This window comes from Rhodococcus sp. ARC_M6 (assembly GCF_022810305.1).
In the GTDB taxonomy this organism is placed as follows: Bacteria; Actinomycetota; Actinomycetes; order Mycobacteriales; family Mycobacteriaceae; genus Rhodococcus_F.
The window spans coordinates 1-19500 of the sequence record NZ_JALGQH010000036.1; the positions used below are offsets into that span (position 1 = coordinate 1).

General features: G+C 60.3%; 16 protein-coding genes. 8 read left to right on the top strand and 8 right to left on the bottom strand.

All coding sequences use genetic code 11. The features are described 5' to 3' along the window. Positions 1 to 455: SDR family NAD(P)-dependent oxidoreductase (locus tag MTX36_RS25705; RefSeq protein WP_243622470.1), on the top strand; the 455-nt coding region annotated here is incomplete at its 5' end. 14 nt (positions 456 to 469) lie between these two features. Here MTX36_RS25705 and MTX36_RS25710 read toward each other — a convergent pair. The 6 genes from MTX36_RS25710 to MTX36_RS25735 all read right to left on the bottom strand — a co-directional run bounded on the left by MTX36_RS25710 (position 470) and on the right by MTX36_RS25735 (position 8585). Next, positions 470 to 2803: a bifunctional diguanylate cyclase/phosphodiesterase gene (locus MTX36_RS25710; RefSeq protein ID WP_243622471.1), complete on the bottom strand. Its 2334-nt coding sequence runs from the start codon at positions 2801 to 2803 to the stop codon at positions 470 to 472. A 264-nt stretch (positions 2804 to 3067) separates the two neighbouring features. Further along, a complete protein-coding gene (locus MTX36_RS25715; RefSeq protein WP_243622473.1) occupies positions 3068 to 3448 on the bottom strand; it encodes a hypothetical protein in 381 nt (126 codons plus the stop codon). After that, a complete protein-coding gene (locus MTX36_RS25720; protein WP_243622474.1) occupies positions 3421 to 4119 on the bottom strand; it encodes a hypothetical protein in 699 nt (232 codons plus the stop codon). Before MTX36_RS25720 ends, MTX36_RS25715 begins: the two co-directional genes overlap by 28 nt. Positions 4120 to 4222: 103 nt before the next feature. Continuing rightward, complete coding sequence (locus tag MTX36_RS25725; protein WP_243622475.1) at positions 4223 to 6502, bottom strand: hypothetical protein; 2280 nt, start codon at positions 6500 to 6502, stop codon at positions 4223 to 4225. After that, positions 6499 to 6954: a hypothetical protein gene (locus MTX36_RS25730; RefSeq protein ID WP_243622477.1), complete on the bottom strand. Its 456-nt coding sequence runs from the start codon at positions 6952 to 6954 to the stop codon at positions 6499 to 6501. The genes MTX36_RS25725 and MTX36_RS25730 overlap by 4 nt, the downstream gene beginning before the upstream one ends. Positions 6955 to 7028: 74 nt before the next feature. Further along, positions 7029 to 8585, bottom strand: coding sequence for a TM0106 family RecB-like putative nuclease (locus MTX36_RS25735; protein ID WP_243622544.1), 1557 nt, complete (start codon positions 8583 to 8585; stop codon positions 7029 to 7031). 124 nt (positions 8586 to 8709) lie between these two features. Here MTX36_RS25735 and MTX36_RS25740 point away from each other — a divergent pair, with 124 nt between their 5' ends. Genes MTX36_RS25740 through MTX36_RS25760 form a run of 5 tightly spaced genes read left to right on the top strand, consistent with a single transcriptional unit; the run spans position 8710 to position 12073 of the window. Further along, positions 8710 to 9363: a DUF6474 family protein gene (locus tag MTX36_RS25740; protein ID WP_243622478.1), complete on the top strand. Its 654-nt coding sequence runs from the start codon at positions 8710 to 8712 to the stop codon at positions 9361 to 9363. A gap of 6 nt (positions 9364 to 9369) precedes the next feature. Next, the gene (locus tag MTX36_RS25745) at positions 9370 to 9888 is read left to right on the top strand and encodes a hypothetical protein (protein ID WP_243622480.1); all 519 of its coding nucleotides are present in this window, start codon (positions 9370 to 9372) and stop codon (positions 9886 to 9888) included. 46 nt (positions 9889 to 9934) lie between these two features. Continuing rightward, on the top strand, positions 9935 to 10594 hold the full coding sequence (locus MTX36_RS25750) for a YcnI family protein (RefSeq protein WP_243622482.1): 660 nt from the start codon (positions 9935 to 9937) through the stop codon (positions 10592 to 10594). Continuing rightward, positions 10591 to 11127, top strand: a complete 537-nt coding sequence (locus MTX36_RS25755; RefSeq protein ID WP_243622483.1) for a copper resistance CopC family protein — start codon at positions 10591 to 10593, stop codon at positions 11125 to 11127. Before MTX36_RS25750 ends, MTX36_RS25755 begins: the two co-directional genes overlap by 4 nt. Positions 11128 to 11131: 4 nt before the next feature. After that, positions 11132 to 12073 carry a copper resistance D family protein gene (locus MTX36_RS25760; RefSeq protein WP_243622484.1) on the top strand — a complete coding sequence of 314 codons (942 nt, stop codon included), beginning with the start codon at positions 11132 to 11134 and terminating at the stop codon, positions 12071 to 12073. Positions 12074 to 12121: 48 nt separating this feature from the next. On the opposite strand, the gene MTX36_RS25765 is transcribed toward MTX36_RS25760, so the two are convergent. Together MTX36_RS25765 and MTX36_RS25770 are read right to left on the bottom strand one after the other, a co-directional pair. Further along, complete coding sequence (locus MTX36_RS25765; protein WP_243622485.1) at positions 12122 to 15316, bottom strand: carboxyl transferase domain-containing protein; 3195 nt, start codon at positions 15314 to 15316, stop codon at positions 12122 to 12124. Between the two features lie 143 nt (positions 15317 to 15459). Next, the gene (locus tag MTX36_RS25770; RefSeq protein ID WP_243622487.1) at positions 15460 to 15678 is read right to left on the bottom strand and encodes a hypothetical protein; all 219 of its coding nucleotides are present in this window, start codon (positions 15676 to 15678) and stop codon (positions 15460 to 15462) included. 881 nt (positions 15679 to 16559) lie between these two features. Between MTX36_RS25770 and MTX36_RS25775 the strand changes: the two genes are divergently transcribed. Further along, a complete protein-coding gene (locus MTX36_RS25775) occupies positions 16560 to 17936 on the top strand; it encodes a M20/M25/M40 family metallo-hydrolase (RefSeq protein WP_243622488.1) in 1377 nt (458 codons plus the stop codon). Then, the gene (locus MTX36_RS25780) at positions 17933 to 19495 is read left to right on the top strand and encodes a YfcC family protein (protein ID WP_243622490.1); all 1563 of its coding nucleotides are present in this window, start codon (positions 17933 to 17935) and stop codon (positions 19493 to 19495) included. The genes MTX36_RS25775 and MTX36_RS25780 overlap by 4 nt, the downstream gene beginning before the upstream one ends. Positions 19496 to 19500: the final 5 nt, after the last annotated feature.

The window sequence follows — 19500 nt, forward strand, 5'->3', positions numbered from 1 at the left end:
TGTTCCGCACGGTCATCACCGTCAACCTGCTGGGCACGTTCAACGTGATGCGCCTGGCTGCCGACGCTATGTCCAAGACGGATACCGTCGACGAGTCCGGTCAGCGCGGCGTTGTCATCAACACCGCGTCCGTTGCCGCGTTCGAGGGCCAGATCGGCCAAATTGCGTACTCCGCTTCCAAGGGTGGCGTGCACGGCATGACGGTTCCCGCTGCCCGCGACCTCGCGCAGTTCGGCATCCGCGTCAACACGATTGCTCCCGGCATCATCGACACCCCGATGCTCGCGGGTGTCACGGACGAGTACCGCAAGGGCCTCGAAGCCGGCGTTCCGTTCCCGTCTCGTCTGGGCCAGCCGTCGGAGTACGCGCAGCTTGCTCAGATGATCGTCGAGCACGATTACCTCAACGGCGAGACCATCCGTATGGATGGCGCACTGCGCATGACGCCGCGCTAGCCACAAAACGCACGCTAGGGGCCACTGCCAGGGAAACCTGCAGTGGCCCTGCTGTTTTCCAGGTAGTCCGCAATTTTGGATGCCGGAAGCGGACGGCTGATGTAAAACCCTTGGATGAGTTCGCAACCGGCAGAACGAAGTTGATCGAGCTGCCCTACCGTTTCCACTCCTTCGGCGAGGGACCTGATCCCCATCGAACGGGAAACTTCGACAAGCGATTCGACGACGGCAGAATCGTGGTGCAGTTCCGAGACAAACAGCCGGTCGATCTTCAGTACGTCGAGAGGTAGTCGGCGGACGGTCTCGAAAGACGAATAGCCTGTACCGAAATCGTCGAGTGCAATCGATATCCCGGAGCCGCGGAACGCAACCAGTTGATCGATAGCGCGATCGTCGACGGTACCAGTCTCGGTAATCTCGAGCTGCAGTCGCGACCCCGGCAGCCCTGATCTGGCGAGCGCTTGTGTCACCTCCGCACCGAAATCCAAGGACGCCAATTGCATTGGTGAAACATTGACTGCGACCAGAATGTCGTCGGGCCAGGTCATAGCTGCGGCGCACGCCATTTCCAATACCTGCACACCGAGCGGGATGATCAGTCCGGTTTCTTCGGCGACGTCGATGAAATGGCCGGGCGCCAGCATTCCCCGGTCCGGGTGGTTCCAGCGCAGTAAAGCCTCGAACCCCTCGATTTGGCCTGTCGCCGCATGGATCTGGGGTTGGTAGTACAGCTCGAATTCACGCGATTCAATCGCCCGCCCAAGCTCTTGCAACGCAACCGATCGCTCGCTCGCCCTCGCTCGAAGTGCCGCTGAGAACCTACCGATACGATTCCGGCCCGCAGCTTTTGCGTCGTACAACGCCAAGTCCGCGAACATCACCAATCCATCGGATTCCTCGGAATCAACTGGACTGCTGGCGTAACCGATGGTTGCGTGAACTTCGATCCTGTTGCCATTCACCAAGAACGGTTCACGTAACGCCTCCAAGTAGCCGGTGAACCGATCTGTGTCGCCATCATCTGCTGGGGAACGGTGAACAAGTCCGAATTCGTCCCCACCAATGCGAGCACACAGGCCTTTCTCGGCCACTTTATCCAACCTTGCCGCGACCTCGATCAGCAGTTTGTCACCGACCGAATGCCCCAGGGTGTCGTTGACGGATTTGAAGTTGTCGAGGTCGAGAATGGCGACGTGAACATGCTGGTCGCCTCGAGTGCTATCGAGCGCAGCGTCGAGTTCTTCGCTGAATGCTCGCCGGTTCGGTAATCCGGTCAATGCGTCCGTTGCCGCCAGCCACAAGATCTTCTGCTCAAAATTGTATCTTTCCGTTATGTCCGATCCGATTCCACGCCAGCCACGGTTCGAACCGTCTTGGGAAACTAGCGGATTACCTGACAGCGACCACCACCGATCGCCGTCGTCCACACGAACCGGAACAACCACGTCGCGGAACGGAACCAGTGCTTCGAGATGGCCAACCAGCGCCTCCAGTGCCTGTGCTCCGCCCCGGGTGGATCCGATCTCGAGCCGTTCGAGGAGTCCGTGAAAGGTGAGCTCCCGCAACTCTGCGACAGGAATTCCTGATACCTGCGACAGTCGCGCCGAAGCGCGCGACATTTTGCCGTCGATGCCGACTTCCCAGAGCCAATCGCGCGATCCGCCCTCAAAGTCATCGAGGAGCAGTCCCACCGTTTCGCGCTCCGCCGCAGCCTCGAATTCTGCAAGACAACGAGCCCGGAACGAAGACGAGAGATACACCGCCGCAACACACAATGAAAACGTGTACATGACGAGTTGGAATGCCAGATAACGATATTCCACTTCAGGCCTCAGGAGTATGACGAGCAGGAGGCCTAGCCCGTGCACGAGGATCCACGCCAAACTAATGGATCGAACCGTCGACAGAGCCACGGCGCCGGCGCCCATGAGCCCGGCTATCGTGGCCATCAACACCATTCGGCGAGGGCCATCCACGACGGGAAGCATTTTTGCGGCAAAGATGGTCATGAGAACCCCGAGAAGGATCACCTCGATCATCAGCGCCCAGTAGTCGTACAGAGTTGTGTGCGCCCGTGCACGCCACAAGGAGACATATTTACTCCGCGGCAGCCATACTCGAACCGAATTTCCTGCCACCAAAATGGCGGCAGTTCCCCAGAATATTCGGAAGTTCTGATGGTCCGACGGTACGATGTACATCAATAACGCACACAAGCTGAAGATATTGGCAATGTTGGATAGTGGTGCAACCGTTGTCGCTTGGCCCATTTGCCTCGCAAAGAGATCTTGCTGCTCGATTTCCGACAATTCGGATACGGCTCCACCGGTGTCCGCGTTGCTCGACATTCAACAGCCCTCCCATACGCAGCTACCAACACAGGCGCCTACGGAAGTAGTGTTCCAGACCTCTGACCAATTACGGTCCCGAAAGTTACATCGACAACCAAAACCCGGACATATCAACCAATTTGGGTCTCTTAGCGGTCTCGGTACACAATGCTGCCGAAAGCAGCACTGATTCGGCGTCCACTGTCAGTGCCCAGGACTCCCATCCCGGTGAACATCGTGTCAAAAGTTTGCGGCACGGAGCCGACTTCATCTTTTTCGAGTTCAGCTGATCGCTTCAACCTTTCCGTCAGCATCGAAAAAATCAGGGAAATTCGTCCGAAAAGAGGCGGGAAGGCTTGGCATGGTGGCAAGCATGCCTTCGGAGTCCCAGCAGGCATTGAACCGCCTGACCCCCTTCTCATCCATCGGTTCGGACCCGATTACCGCATCCATGACAACCTCAGTGGGTGCTGCCAACATGATCTTGATGGAGCTTTTGTCCGGCAAGGCCGTGGCATTCTCCGACGCTTCTTGCACAATGTCCTCGAAGGCCGACCCTAGAAATCGAAGAGCGTCGACGCAGCGTGCTCCAGCGACCGCGAAATCGCGATCAAGGCAGTCATCTTCGCAGCCGATTACGACACATTTGCCGGACTGATCCACCCCGGATACTGCACACCCAACGGCATCACCGGAGCCACAAAACCCTCCGGCTGACTCCGAAACTGATCAGTCGGACCCACGTACGTCAGCCCCGGAAACTGCTGTAACCACCAATCATGACACCCCGGCGGAACACCTTCACCGTCTGGAGCGGACCGTCCCGACGTGCCGAATAGCCACGATCCGGACCGAATTTTCCACGAACCGAACACATCCCACGACGGTATCCGATCGCTGGACTCCCCGAACTCCGGATCCGAATCGGCAACACCTGGCAAACCCGGACTCTTCCCCCGATTCTCCAACACAATTCGATACGCGGCGGTCGGCGGGGACACCGAACCATTCATTCCCTCCGATGTGCTGATCCAGTACTTGCAGATCGTGCCGGAGACGGCGGAATCGGTCGCCGAATAGTCGGTAATATGAGTAAATTCCGTCTGCGCGACCGGAGCCGAAAACTCCGATCCAGTCTCGAACCTCGTGTTACCGAAGACATCACGGTCACTCCCGAGAGCTTTGGTGTATCCGGGGAAGAAGTCATCGACTTCCTTGATGACAGGCCAGTAATAGCCCGCCTCGTACGCGGCGCGCAACAATTCCGATCCGCGCGAAAACAAGTCGATACCAGCGTCCGCAGACCACACATGCGGCGCGAAGTTGCCGAACACCGGGACTTCGCTAGTCGCCTCGCTACCACCGGAGTCCGCTGTGCTGCAGGCAGTTACGAGCATAACCGCAGAAATTGACAGAGCCGCCAAATGCCGAGCACGCCTACCCATCGAGGCGCACCACATCTTCATAGGTATCTCGAATCTGATGGCCATCAAGCTTGCCAGTCAGCGTATTGAGCATCGTCTCGTACGCATTGTTCCGAAGTGTTGGATCCATGACGTTCGGCGTAATCGTGTCCCAGCCCTTCAGTGCTCCAGACTCGTCGAACAGTTTCGGGTAGTCAGTCTTGAACTCTTCTGGAAGTTCCGGTACTGCACTCAGAATATTGTAGTAGTCGTGATAGAAGTTGGGAGGCGTCAACGTCGCATGCTCGGCCCCGCCCGGCTCCTTCCCGATAATCGACTCCTGCAAAGAATCGCCCGACGCATCAACCATCAAATTGATGAACTCCCCACCCGGAAGTTTGTCTATGCCAGCCGAACCCAATGTGGAGAGCGCAGTGTATGCGGCCTCCTTGCGATCATAGATAGCCTGCGCCTGGGCCGCCTTGTCGTCATACTGATCCTGCACCGCCTCGAGCATGCCTCGATCCATCAAGCCGTGCAGCGTACCAGCTGTCATCAGTTCTGCCCCCGCATCTGGAGCATTCGGAGCGGCAGCATATCTACCCTCGGACGCCAACTGCTCCGCGATAGCCGCCTGAGTGAAAATTTTCCCGGCCTCTTCGTCGGTATTCATCAAAGCGAACACGTTTGCCGAACCTTTGTACTGGTTATGGCCATCTGGATCCGCCCATCCACTACCATCGAAGCCTGCCACATCGGCGCCCGACCGTCCTGACAGATCAAGCATGTACGGGCACATACTTTTCGAAACTGTCTGCAACAAATCAGGATTGAGCTGACCAACCGACTTTCCATCAGCTTCGGGAACATTCGACAACAGTTTCCACGCATCGCCAGTACTGACCGCCTCACCAACAGCTGACATGATGCTGCCGGAACGAGTTGCCGTCGCCACATCCGTCGGATCATTCGGATTTTCTACCGTGGCATCACCTGCCGGGAAATTGAAGAGCGTCGACGCAGCCTTGCCGTCGTCAGTCCAGTTGTGGGACAGCACATCCTTCACAAAATCACTGCCATGCTCAGGATTGTTCACAGCAGCATCGACAGCAACCTTGTCATCTCCGACAGCGGCGAAGATCCGCTCGGTGAGCCCCTTGTCAGGACTGCCCCCGTCGGCAAAGAATGCGGGACGATCAGTGGGCCTGAGCTGTTCCTGAGCGACCTCCGCATTCAGATACTGCCTACCCACCTCCAACAGTGATTTATCGAGTTCACTACCGGTCTTGTACTGATCGTCACTCATCGCCACTATGTCGGCGATAGCCAGATTATCGGCAACGCCGTTGAGTTCGACTGTGTGAGTGAAGGTCTGGCCTATAATCTGGAAGTCGCCCGTGACCAAGTCATCCCGAGTCAAGGATTCACGCATCTTGTCCGGCAGTGCGTCCAGTCCGCCCTTGGTCGGAATTTCGGAATCACCTACCACTGATGCGGTCACGTTTTCGTTGGAGAGAATCTGCAACGAGTTGGCGACCGACGCCCGCGCATCCGGTGGCAGTTTCGAGAGCAGGTCTTCGATCTGCTGAGGCGATTTGCCGTCCAGCGACCTACTGAGTTGGTTGAGGTATTCCATCTGCGAAGCCGGAATTGCCGCGGTATCACCGCGTTCCAATGCAGCAGCCTGCTCCGGCGTCAAGTGCCCGCTTTCCGAAATTCGCTGCAGTTGCTCCGGCGTCATCGACTCCGGATGCTTGGCCATCGCATCAAAATCACTCTTACCCTGTTGCCCACCCGACGTAGCTACCGAAGTGAATTTCACCCGCAGCCCGTCACGAGCAGCTGCCAGGGAACTTCGGAGGTTGTTGTCGGCTGTTTCTGCCGCATTTGCCTTGTCGGTAAGTTCGCGTTGACATTCCTGCATCAAAGCAACGCGAGCGGCGTCCGGTTCTGCGCTCGAGTCAGTGAGCACAAGGGATTCAGAGACCGAGAAATTGTTACCAGCCGCTGTATCGATCGCCAACCGGGCATCCCTCAAGGGAGACTCGATCTCGTAGTAGCCGTTCTTCGCTGTAGTTGCGAGAGCCTCGAGTGCGTCGGCAATCTCCCCGGCCGTCTTTTTGTCCGCGTCAGCTCTGTCCTGAGCTGCTTCGGCAGTCTTCCCTTCCCAGTAGTTACCGTTCACCATCGTCACACTGCTGAGGTACCTGGCGAACAGGTCCTCTACCTTGCTGCCCAAAGAAGTCCATGAGTCGGCAATAGTGTTCAGGGCGGCCGGATCCCACGAGTTGAGCTGCGCGCGCGTCGGGGTCATGCGATGGAATCCTGAGTGTTCCAGTCACCGGTTGCAGAGGTGTACGTGGTGGCCAGATCTGCAGCCGACTGCTCGTCGCGGCTTCGAAATTGTTCAGCAACGTTGACCATGATGTCGCCGGTCTCGCCGAGCCGCTCTGTCAACGAAGGAACCAATACACCATCGATGAGCTCAGACGAGATCGATGAGGCTTCGAGATAGGAGTTGAGCACACTCGACGAAGACCCAGCCGATGGGTCTCCGAACATCGCTGGGTCTCCGAACATCGGTGTGAATGGCAGGGGCTCGGACGGCATCGAATTATTGTTGAACCAGGAGCCGAATGAACCATTCGCGCCCGAGGCGCCACCGGCTGGTGGACCGACCGACAGCTGCGCTGCTTCGTCAGCGAGCCCGTGCAGGACACCGCCCAGCTTTTCGAGTTCCGCGATATCTGCCGCAAACGTACCCACAAGCCCCCCTCGGACCTACGAGCCAGACCCCCCAACTCGCACAATGTCGCACAGTATAGAACGAACGCTCGAGTTCAGAGGTCCGACGCCAAGGGAATCTCCTTCACCGCACGATCCGTCATCCATTCACGTAGGACCTTGGTGGCGATGACGTCGTCCTCGTTGTACTGCAGGATCCGTGTCCGTTGCGACTCGTCGGGCTCTCCGTCGTAGCCGACTGCTTCGCGGTACCAGGCCATGGATGCCTCGCCGCCGGCCTCGGCGTCACGCCAATTGAATCCCGCGACCGGAGCAACCTTCTTGAGCCCCTTACCTTCTGGGCAGATGAACTGATCACTGACCGCCTGGTAAATGTCCACCCATTGCGGGCTGTCGATGAATTCCCGGATCTCATCTTTGGTTGGAATGCCCGGTTCCCCGGCAAATCTTCGAGCCGAATCCAACAACCACTTGTCCTCAGCTGACCGCGAATAGCAGTATGCGGCAAAGGTTTTACCGGAAGCAGCGGCAGCAGCGCGCTCCGCCATCAACCAACCCCAGAATTCGGCGAACGACCGCGCCTCGTCACGCGTCGGCAACGGATCCCACGTCGCAAAACCCCGATACATCGAGAAGCCACCAACATTGAGCAAAGTCCCCCACAGGTATGCACCGTGCTCCTGGTAGCTCTCCATGTCGACGTCGATTTCGATATCGGCGCGAGTCACCGAAATTTCCTCGAAGCGTCGCACCAACGGAGCGCCCACCAGCCAGGCTTTCGCGATCACGACGGCGTCGCCGAAGTTCCCGTGCGGCCAATCCTCGAGCGGCTCGCCTTCCCACGCGGCAAGTTGATCGATGGTGTTGCAGCCGGCGTCACGCAGCAGCTCGGCCCGCGAGCCGACGGCCACCAGACTGACGTCACGATTGCGAATCAATTCTTGCTTGCATTCCGTCCACCACGAGCACGATTTGCACTCACTGATCTGCGAAGGCGACGTCAAGATCTCACCGCGCGCCACGGCAATTCTGTCGTCGTAACGCTCGTCGTAATCCTCGAGAATCCCACTGAGGTCGTACACGAGAATGCAGTCACCGTTATAGCCGACGGCACCGGCTTGCAACGACGGACTCGCGAGGCCTCGACGCTCGAGCATCCGGTACACCTGGGCGACACGCATCTGGTCGCGGACCTGGCTTCGGACCTTGCGCTTCGGATCCGTCGCGGGCTCCCACTCGAACAATCCCGACGTGATGGCACCCTGCCCGGGATCGGTGACTTTGTGGTTGACGACGATCACCGGGATGTAGCCGCCACCGTCGACATCACGGATCAGCATCTCGCAACGACCCTTGCGTCCGGTGTCACGCTCGACGGGCAGCACCGCGCCCCAAATTCTGTCCGCGCCGGCCTCACAGGCTGCAAGGGTGTCGCGGGCCTGCGCCGCCGTCGACTGATCGGAATTGATGCGTACCCACCGCTCCGGATCCGCACCGATCACGAGGTCCGCGATCTCGGCGCGCTTGGCAATCGCCGATTCCTGACGTTGCTTGACTCCGGTATCGACAGGTTCCGACGCCGACTTCCCCGGAAATAATCCGTCGAGACGCACCCGGTGACGGCAACGAGTCAACGCTCCCGAATCGATCAGCGGGAGCTTGGGCGCGAGGTTGTTATCGGAACACACGATGACGAAGATTATGTGCTCCCCTAGGCTGAAGCCGAAGCGCAGGTACCTGGCAGCGCACAAACACCTGGAAACGGGGTCCTTTTCGATGGGGTTGTTCAAGAAGCGGAAGTCTCGTGCCACCCGCAAGGCAGAGGCGAAGGCTCTCAAGCACAAGGCTGAGGTCGAGGCAAAACTCAACGCCAAGAGCCAGCGCAAGCGCGACAAGGTCGAGACCAAGTCGATCAAAAAACTGGAAAAGACCGAAATCGACTCGACGCACAAGATCGAGAAAGCCCAGCTCGCAACACTGAAAGCCCAGGAAAAGGCTGCCGCGAACCAGGGCCTGACCGTCGCCAAGGTCCGTAAGTACCTCGGTGTCGCTCGCCTCTTGGCACCAGTTCTGCTGCCGATCGTTTATCGAGCGGCAACCACCATTCGTGGCCAGTTGGACACTGCTCGAGCTCAGAAGATGGGCATTGCCGTCGACCAATTGGGCGATTACACCGGGCACGGTGCCAAACTCAGCGCCCGAATCGCGGGAGCCGAAAGTTCGGTCACCGAAATCCTGAGCCGCAAGCCGAACGATGCCGAGACGCAGCGTTTTGCCGCGGCCATCCGTGAGCGTCTGAGCGATCTGAGCACCGCAGTTCGGGCATCCGAGCAGATGCCCCAGGCACGACGCAAGGCTGCGCACCACGCCATCGCTACCGAACTCGACGGCGTCGAAGCAGATCTGCTTGCGCGCCTCGGCGTGCGCTAGAGAAAAGTGTCTTCACTCGGCGCGCCCACGACAGCACCCCTTCGGGGCAGTGTTGTCGGGGCCGCGTCGGGTGCCCTGGCGGTAGCAGCGCACGGGATTGGCGGCGGTGAAATTCCACCGGCGTCGGCGATGACGTTGCTGCTCGCCGTCTGCGTGGCGGTTGGCGCGATCACCGCAACACTTCCGGCACTGGCACGAGGACCGTTGCCCCTGATTGCGGCACTCGGCGCCGGTCAACTCGCAGCGCACGCCGCCATGACCGTCTCCGTGCACTCTCATTCATCCGCTCCCGGCCTCATGATGCTCGGGGCGCACGCAGTGGCTACCGCAGTGTGCGCGGTACTCGTCCTCGCCGCTGAGCGTCTGCTCGCTGTCGTCACCAACGTCGCCCGGACTGTCCTGGCGCCAATTGCGCCAGTTGTTCGAGTTAGCCGACGCGTCTCCTATGCCGGCACCCACCCCAGCACCGTCGACGCTCTCCTTCGCGCCAGCATCTCGCGGCGCGGCCCTCCTGCTCTGGTCTGAAGAACTCGTCAGTCATCGAAACGTTCACCAGAGGACACAACCCAACATGAAGAAGACCCTAATTTCGCGTGCGCTTTTCACGGCAACAGCCACCGGCGGAGCCCTTCTGATCGCCGGCGGAATTGCATCCGCGCACGTCAGCGTCGTAGCTCCCGGGGCAACACAGGGCGGATACACCGTTCTGACCTTCCGCGTTCCCACCGAATCGGACGCCGCATCCACCACCAAGGTGACGGTGGCACTACCCGACCTGAAGTCGGCTCGCACCGAACCGATGCCCGGTTGGACATCCGTCGTCGAGAAGGACCCGACGTCACTGGTCGCCAAGTCCGTGACCTGGACAGCAGATCCCGGCGTCGGCGTCGGACCCGGCCAGTTCCAGCAGTTCGTTCTCTCTGCCGGTCCGCTCCCGACGCAGGACGAAATCGAATTCAAGGCAGTGCAGACGTACAGCGACGGCAAGATCGTCAACTGGGATCAGGAAGCTCTCGCCGACGGCAGTGAGCCCGACAAGCCGGCACCGACGCTGACGTTGGCAGCTTCGACCGGCGACGCTCATGGGGCAAACGCCGCAACTGCGACGGAATCTACGACAGAATCAGCGAACGACAACACCGCCCGCTGGCTCGGAGGAGCCGGACTGGTGCTCGGCGCTCTCGGCGCCGCACTGGGCCTGGGCGCACTGGTGAGGAGCAAGCGTTCATGAGTACACGCATCAAGGTAATTACGGTCGGTCTCCTCGCGATGCTCGCCTCGATGATCGGAGTGGGCACCGCCAGTGCACATTCCGCCGTCACCAGTTCCAACCCCGAGAACGGAACGTCGATCCAGGTTCCACCGGACAACGTCTCCGTCAGCTTCAACGAGGCCTTACAGGCGCAGTTCGCCGCGCTGACGGTCACCGGCCCCGGCGACAGTCGCGACCAGTGGACCAAGGGCGACCCCTCGGTGGAGGGCGCAACGGTGAGTGTGGATCTCGGAGATCTGGGACCCGCCGGCGTGTACACGATCGCGTATCGCGTGACCTCGGCCGACGGCCACCCGGTTCAGGGAACTTTGAACTTCACGCTCACCGAACCCGGTCCGGGTACTCCCGCCACTCCGGCAGCTGGGGGCGGTGACACTTCGTCGTCATCCTCGTCGTCGAACAGCATTCCGGTGTGGGCCTTCATCGTCGCCGGTGTAGTCGTCTTCGGCGGCGCACTGTTCTTCGTGCTCCGCAAGCCCAAGTCGAGCTGATCCGATGACCGGTACGGCAAACAGATGGTGGTTGCTGTTTGCCGTACCCACAGCTCTCCTGGGAGTGCTGATCGCCTGGGGGCTGGCAACCCCCGCCGGCCCCGAGGCGTCGAGCACCGTCCGCGCCCTCGCCATCGGTAGTGGTTCTGTGACACTGGGGATCGCGACCTTGGCGTGGATGGGACGCGGGGAGCGTCGACCCGCGGCGCCCGCATCCACCATGTGGACTCAACTCACCGCCTTTGCCGCAGCGTGGTTCGTTGCCGAAATCGCCCTCCTCGCATTGGGAGCTGCGGCCGCCGACGGAACGCCGATCACTTCTTTGACAGTCGGCAACTTCGGAACATTTGTCAGCGAAGTCAACGTCGGCCGCGTCGGTGTCGCCATCATCGTGTGCGCGTTTGCCGTCGTCTGCTACAGCGTCTACGGATTCAAGAACCCTGAAACAGTGACCGTGGCACCGGCATTGGTTGTCACGGCACTCGCCCTCGCCGCCCGCCCCATCACCGGCCACATGGCGCAGCAGAACTTCGGCTCCATCCTCGACGCCGTCCATGTGCTCGCGGCCGCACTGTGGTTCGGTGTCCTTGCCGCCCTCGTGCTGGCAATGCCCGCCCGCGGCGCCTGGGCGCTCTGGCTGCCCAAATACTCCGAACTCGCCTGGCGATGCGTTCTCGCACTTGTCATCACGGGAACGATCAACGCAGCCGTGCGCCTCGGATCTGTAACCGCCCTCTATGACACCGCGTACGGACGCGTCGTACTCGCCAAGATCGTTGCCATCGCCCTACTGGTCGTCTTGGGCTGGTGGTGGCGTCGAACATGGGTGGTCGCGAGCGGCTCTCACCGAATCAGCGCGGACGGGTCCTTGCGACGCGCGATCGGTGAAGTTGTCTTCATGGCAATCGCTTTCGGTCTTGCTGCAGCGCTGGCGACAACTGCCTAGGGCCTTCGACCCTGTGCGCCTTTTGGTAGGGCGAACTACCAAAAAGGCTCACGGGCGGCGAAGCTGCCTGATCCACTTTCGGGTATCGGCCGGGTCGATGACGTCGTCCAACTCGAATGTTGTTGCCGCCATCAGAGCCTTGCCCTGCGCATAGGCCAATTCCACGAACTGACCGAACAGGGTCTCTCTCGCCACCGGATCTTCGATCGACTCCAGTTCCTTCCGGAAACCCAACCGCACAGCGCCTTCCAAGCCCATGGGGCCGATCTCACCGGTCGGCCAGGCCACCGTGAACTCCGGAGCGTGGAACGAACCACCGGCCATCGCCATGGCGCCCAACCCGTATCCCTTACGCAGGATGACGGTTCCGAACGGCACGGTAAGTCTCGCGCCCGCCACGAAGAACTTGCCGAACCTCCGAACCGTCGCATCTTCCTCGGAATCCGGCCCCACCATGAATCCCGGTGTATCGCACAGCGTCACCAGCGGAATGCGATGGGCTTCCACCAATTCCAGGAAGTCCACCGCCTTGTCCGACGCCTCCGCGTCGATAGCGCCACCGAGATGCTCACTACTGTTGGCCAGCACCCCGTACGCGACACCTTCGACGCGGATCAGCGCCGTGACAACACCCCGTCCGTAATCACGTCGCAGTTCCAGAACGCTGCCGACATCTGCAATTGAGTCGATCGCTCCGCGCACATCGTAGGAACGTAATCGGTTCTCCGGCACCACCTGCCGCGACAGCCTCGGATCCGGCGCCGTCCAATCCGCCGACGTGCCCTGGAAATATCCCAAATACTTCTTCGCCAGAGCCACCGCCTGAGCGTCGTCGTCCGCCACCAGATGTACGACGCCATTGCGTCGTTGCACGTCGACGGGTCCGATGTCCTCGGGGCGGAAGCTCCCGAGTCCGCCGCCCTCGACCATTGCCGGGCCACCCATCCCGATGTTGGCATCGGGGGTAGCGATCAGGACGTCACACGCGCCGGCCAGCGCCGCGTTGCCGGCAAAACAACGCCCGGACACGACAGCCACCAACGGAACTCGACCACTCAACGCCGCCATCGCCCGAAAAGTACCCAGCTCGAGTCCCGAACCCGCTCCGGCATCCGTATCACCCGGGCGTCCACCGCCGCCTTCGGCGAAGAGCACCACCGGAACTCGCTTGCGGCCCGCGATCTCGAGCAGTCGATCAGTCTTCGCATGATTGCGCATACCTTGTGTGCCGGCGAGAACCGAGTAGTCGTAGGAGATGACGACGCTCGCGCCGCCGCCGATGGTGGCGACGCCGCCGATCAACCCGTCAGCCGGAGTGTTGGCAATCAGGTCTTCTTCGCTGCGTCGACTACGTTGGGCCGCCAGCGCTAATGCACCGTACTCGACCAGACTGTTGTCGTCGACCAAATCGTAGACGTTTTCGCGAGCAGTTCTGCGCCCCAACTTGTGCCGCTTCGCCACTGCAGCGGGACGCGCCGCATCCAGCGTGACCTCATGGCGGGCAATGATTTCGGCCAGATCCGGGCGCACCGCGTCGAGGTCAACCGTGTCGATATCGGCCAGATGCGCGCCGGCGGTCGCACTGCGGACGACGAGCAGTGGTTCACCGGCGCTCACCGACCGTCCAGCTGACGAGAGCACCCGAACCACTTCGAGATCACCCTCGGCCGGCAACACATGTTGCATCTTCATTGCCTCGAGAATCGCCACCTGACCACCGGCGTGCACACCGTCACCGACTGCGGCGAGTTCGACAACGATGCCGGCCATCTGCGCCCGCACGACAACTTCGCCGGATCCGACATCCACACTCGGCACACAGCCGGGCGAAACGGACTCAGGAACCAAATCCGCCAGGCGAGAGCCGAGCCAATCGACGTCGATCACAGATTCACGGAAATCCTTGTCGGACAGTATTGCCCGCAGGAACGATAGATTCGTCGAAACTCCGTCGATGGCAAAATCATCGAGAGCTGCGATCGATTTACGCACCGCTGCAAGGAAATCAGGCCGTCGGGTATGCGCGATCACCTTCGCCAGCAGGGAATCGTATCGGACGCTCGGCGTCAGTCCGGGCACGCCGTAGGTATCCACCCGCACGCCCGGCCCGCTGGGCGGAGCGAACACGTCGAGTGTCCCGGACGCCGGAAGAGCATTGCCGTCGCGCGTCATGGCTTCCAGGTTGACCCGCGCCTGAATCGCAATTCCCGACGCGTGTGCCAACTTTCCACGATGCTCGAAATCTCCTTCTGCCCAAGTAATTCCACTGGGCAGATCCAGATCGTCGAAATGCATGCCGTCCGCAATCATCAACTGCACCGCTACCAGATCAACGCCGGTAACCTCCTCGGTAACCGTGTGTTCTACCTGAATTCGCGGGTTGACCTCGAGGAAAACGAACCCGCGCTCCTCGAGCAGAAACTCGACGGTGGCAATTCCGCGATACACGACCGCGGCACACAAACGCGCCGCCGCCGAATGCAGACGCTCGCGCAGCGGATCCGAAAGTCCCTGCGCCGGAGCAATTTCAATTAGTTTTTGGTGGCGTCGCTGAACACTGCAATCTCGATCGCCCAAGGCCAGGGCGCGTGCTCCCCCGGCCCCGGGCGCCGCTACGACCTGCACCTCGATATGACGTGCACGTTCACTGAGCACTTCTGCGAACAGCACCTCGGTGCCGAATCCGGCAAGCGCTTCGGCAGCACACACCCGGTAGGCCTCGCCGAGAGATCGGGCATCGGTAACGGCCCTCATGCCGCGGCCACCGCCGCCGGCAAGTGCTTTGATCATGATTCCGCGAGGGTTGCGCGCAAAGAATTCTCGAACCTCATCAAGACTTACGCCACCTGCCGTCGCGGGCAATACCGGAATTCCGGACCCGACCGCGGTCGCTCGTGCACTCGCTTTGTCACCGAAAGTGCGGAGCACACCGGCGTCCGGGCCGACAAAGACGACACCCGCATCAGTACATGCCTGCGCGAAGTCTGCATTCTCACTGAGAAAGCCGTACCCCGGATGGATATGCGTAACAACGGAATTCGTCGCAATCTCCAACAACGAATCCTGATCCAGGTAGGCGGCTGCGCCGCTGCCCCGCAAGGGATAGGACTCGGTAGCAGCATCGACATGCGGACTACCCGCATCGTCTTCGGCATACACGGACACCGTTTCGATGCCGAATTCACGAGCAGTGCGAATGATGCGCAGGGCAATCTCGCCTCGGTTGGCGATCAGCAGTCTCATTCGAAAACGTCGCATCCAGTCACCGCCACAGTGTGTTTTGACATCGCCGTCAAAGTCAAGCAATAGCAACGTCCGGTGCCGAAGTGGGGGGTCTTCGACACCGGACGTCAACTCATGCGATCTGGTTCAGGTCGTCGTACTGCTTATGCACGGTTGCGTCGGACTGCGATAGCGCCGCAGTCCGCCAAGCCGATCAGACCCAGCCCACCGAGAGTGAGCGCCAGATTCGGGCCGGCACGTTCAGCACACCCGGACTGACCGGCGCTCCGGGGAGCGCCGGAATGATCGGTCGGAACCGCAGTCGTCTTCGGCGTCGTATCGGAGGTCACCGTTGCGTCGCCCGCGAGTTTGTCGTTTTGCACCCGTTCGGCGTGAGGGCAGTGAACGGATGCGGATTCTGGAGGAGGTAACTGATGACTAGTTCCTGATCGTCGTCCAGACGGTCATTGCCGGCAACTCATCGCAGGTGTCCAGGTCGGCATCCGTGCAGTACATCCATTCCGGCCGGGGACCCACGCCGTCAACGTAACCGTTGTTGTAGAGGGCATGACATTTCCGTCGTTGTAGTTCTCCAAACGCTGACCGGAGATCATTAGCTCATTCGACCCGGGAACGTTGTCGGCGGTATCCGTTCCCTCACACGCCGACGCGATGAAAGCAGCCGTCGGCAGTGCCGCGCCAGTCGATAACTAGCAGATTGCCGAACGATTGCGATGATTACAGACTGTGGAAATATTCATGCCAACCAGGCATTTCCCGGCAAAGAGTTACATACGCCACCCGCACCCGGAGGCTGAAGGCAATTTTCAGACGCTGCACCAGGTAGGAAAATACATCAACTAAGCAGCGGGTTCACAGAAAATATCCAGATACGGCTATGTCGATTCGGAAACGTGAACGCTCATTGCCAATCCGTCCGATTTATTCGAACTCGATACCACTGGCTGAACGATAAATTAGCCGAATAGTTACTATTAGGCCTTTAAGTAATCCGAATATCGAGCTGCACGTCACCGAATACATCACGGAAAACAACACTCGAATTCATCAATTCGGACTATTCGCATAATTCGCCCAGGCGAGTTCGTGATCAGGACACACCATTCGCATACCGGACGCGCCGAATCAACGAGACAACCGTAATCTTTCCGACGACGGACTGACCGGTCCGAACAGGTGCTCTGCTCGTCTCGTCGGGAGCTCGGCATCCCTGTCAATAGTGCTTGCAGAAGGAGATCACCTTATGCCTGAAAAATCAGGGCCGATGACGCCTCTTCAGATCAAGAATGCTGCCGCAGATTTGATGCCGGCACTCAAGTCCGAATTGATGGACCTGGTACGGATACCGTCGGTCGCAACAGACGGCTACCCCGCAGCGCCGCTCTTCGAAGCTCACGATCTGATCGTCTCGCTCTTGGAGAAGGCCGGTGTCACCCAGATCGACCGTCTGGAGATTCCCGGCAAGACTGCACCCGTCATCATTGCCACCGTTCCCGGCCCGGCAGACGCTCCGACTGTTCTGCTGTACTCGCACTACGACGTCGTTCCCGCCGAAGATCTCGAACTCTGGGACTCACCTCCCTTCGAGCCGACAGAACGCGACGGCGCACTCTACGGCCGCGGAACGGCCGACTCCAAGGCTAACGTGGTCGGCATGATCGGCGCGCTCCGCGTATTCGACGGAAAACCGCCCGTGACGGTCAAATTCGTCATCGAAGGTCAGGAAGAATTCGGTAGTCCCTTCGACAATTACCCGCCCGAAGCGCCGGAGCTTTTCCAGTCCGACGCCATGGTGATCGCAGACGTCGGCAGTGTTCGACCCGGCTCCCCCACTTTGACGGTCGCGCTACGTGGCTCCGCTCAGGTGATCGTGGAACTGACAACTCTGGGCGCCGACAAGCACAACGGCCTCTACGGCGGCGCTGCTCCGGATGCGCGACTCGCTCTGATCCGTGCGCTCGCGACGTTGCACGACGACAACGGTGACGTGGCCGTCGAAGGTCTGCTGCGTGAGCCCTGGACCGGAATCAGTTACACCGACGAAGAATTCCGCACCCTCGCCGAGGTTCGCGACGGACTTCCCTTGCTGGGCACCGGCGGAATCGGAGAACGAATCTGGTCCGGGCCGGCGATCACCGTCACCGGTATCGACGCACCTCCAGTCGACGGGGCGGTCAATGCCGTTGCCAGTACGGCTCGCGCCGTGATCAACCTTCGTGTGCACCCCCGACAGCCGGCTGTAGAGGCTCAGGCTGCACTGGTCGAGCACTTGCAGGCGCTTCGCCCGTTCGGCCTCGAGTTGGACGTCAAGGCAGGCGAGACCGGCGACGGATTTGCTGCCGCCCAGGGCGGTCCGGCATTCGACGCCGCGATGTTCGCCCTGTCCGAGTCGTGGGGCGAAGAAGCGGGTCAGATGGCCGGCGGCGGGTCAATCCCCATCGTCATGGCGCTGGACACCGCTGTTCCCGCCGCCGAAAAGCTGCTGTTCGGTGCCACAGACGGTTACGCGAACATCCACGGTCCCAACGAGCGGGTCCTTCTCGACGAACTCGAGAAGGCCGTCGTCGCCAAAGCACTGTTCTTCCAGGAGTACGCCCGCACATTCGAAGGGAAGAAATGAGCACCAAGACCGAAGAAGGCGCCGCGCAGTCGCCGGTGAAAAAGAAGTTCGAATTTCCCGGCGCCGTCACGATGCTTGCCATCGTCACGGTTCTGGTTTGGGTTGCCGCACTGTTTATTCCGGCCGGCCGCTTCGGCGTCGACGTGGATGGCTCGCCCGTTCCCGGTAGCTTCGAGACGGTATCCTCGCCGCTGACGTTCTGGGAACGCATTCAGCAGCTGATTCTCTCACCGGTGAACGGCCTGTACGGCGTTCAGGATTCTCTCACCGGATTTGTCGACACCGACAACATCGGACGGCTCTTCGGTTCCGTCGGCGTTGTACTGTTCATCATGGCGCTCGGCGCCTTCATCTCGGTCAGCTTCGCGACCCGAAGCCTGGAAACCGCTGTCTCGCAGCTTGCTACGAAGCTCAGCGACAAGGGCTGGCTGCTCATCACCGTCATCATGGTGTTGTTCTCGCTGCTCGGATCGACGATGGGTTTCTCCGTCGAGACCTTCGGTTTCTACGCCCTTCTGATCCCGCTGATGACGGCACTCGGCTACGACCGCATGGTCGCCGCCACCATGATCATCCTCGGCGCTCTCATCGGCAACATGGCATCGACCGTCAACCCGTTCTCGATCGGTGTCGCGTCCGGTGAAGCCGGCGTCTCCATCGGCGACGGTATCGTTCTGCGCGTGATCCTGTGGATCATATTGACCGCTGTTGCAGTGGTATTCGTGCTTCGGTACGCAGCCAAGGTCAAGAAGGATCCGAGTGCATCCATCGTCGGATTCGACGTCGACGAGGACGACGAGGAAGAAGCAGCGCCGCCTGTCGACGTCGACGGCAAGCTCACCGGTACGCAAAAGCTGGTCCTCGCCATCACCGGACTCACCTTCGGCCTGATGATCTTCTCGGTCATTCCGTGGTCGAGCATCTTCGGAGCCACCACCGGCCCCGCCGAGTACGACGCCTACCACCTCACCACGACCGAGCCGTACTGGTTCGAATTGAACTGGTGGTTCCCGCAACTGGCGATGCTCTTCATTCTCGCCGCAGTCCTCGTGGGCATCGTCGCCAAGATGGGTGAGAAGAAAATCGTCTCGCTGATCACCCGCGGCGCCGGCGACATGGTCGGTCCGGCCATCGTCATCCTGCTCGCTCGCGGTGTCTCGGTCATCATGACCAACACCGAAACCCTCGACACCATCCTCAATGCGATGGAGAGTTTGGTGAACGGCGCGTCTGCCGGCGTGTTCGCGATTCTCGTGATGATTGTCAACATCCCGCTGGCATTCCTCATTCCGTCCAGCTCGGGTCACGCCACCCTCGCTATGCCGCTCCTGGCGCCGCTGGGCGACTTCGCCGGAGTCAGCCGGTCTTTGGTGATCACTGCCTTCCAGATGGGCCATGGCCTGATGCTGATGGTTGCGCCCACCAACGTCGTCGTTGTCGGTGGTCTCGCGATGGCCAAGGTTGGCTACGACAAGTTCCTACGCTTCGTCTGGCCGTTGGTGGCGATCAACTTCGTCATCGTCGTCGTCGTGATCGGTGCGGCCGCGATACTCGAATAGATTTC

Bases quoted from the DNA above. Each gene is read 5' to 3' on its own strand.
- MTX36_RS25710 (WP_243622471.1), bottom strand. From the start codon at position 2,803: ATGTCGAGCAACGCGGACACCGGTGGAGCCGTATCCGAATTGTCGGAA.
- MTX36_RS25725 (WP_243622475.1), bottom strand. From the start codon at position 6,502: ATGACCCCGACGCGCGCGCAGCTCAACTCGTGGGATCCGGCCGCCCTG.
- MTX36_RS25740 (WP_243622478.1), top strand. From the start codon at position 8,710: ATGGGGTTGTTCAAGAAGCGGAAGTCTCGTGCCACCCGCAAGGCAGAG.
- MTX36_RS25750 (WP_243622482.1), top strand. From the start codon at position 9,935: ATGAAGAAGACCCTAATTTCGCGTGCGCTTTTCACGGCAACAGCCACC.
- MTX36_RS25755 (WP_243622483.1), top strand. From the start codon at position 10,591: ATGAGTACACGCATCAAGGTAATTACGGTCGGTCTCCTCGCGATGCTC.
- MTX36_RS25760 (WP_243622484.1), top strand. From the start codon at position 11,132: ATGACCGGTACGGCAAACAGATGGTGGTTGCTGTTTGCCGTACCCACA.
- MTX36_RS25765 (WP_243622485.1), bottom strand. From the start codon at position 15,316: ATGAGACTGCTGATCGCCAACCGAGGCGAGATTGCCCTGCGCATCATT.
- MTX36_RS25775 (WP_243622488.1), top strand. From the start codon at position 16,560: ATGCCTGAAAAATCAGGGCCGATGACGCCTCTTCAGATCAAGAATGCT.
- MTX36_RS25780 (WP_243622490.1), top strand. From the start codon at position 17,933: ATGAGCACCAAGACCGAAGAAGGCGCCGCGCAGTCGCCGGTGAAAAAG.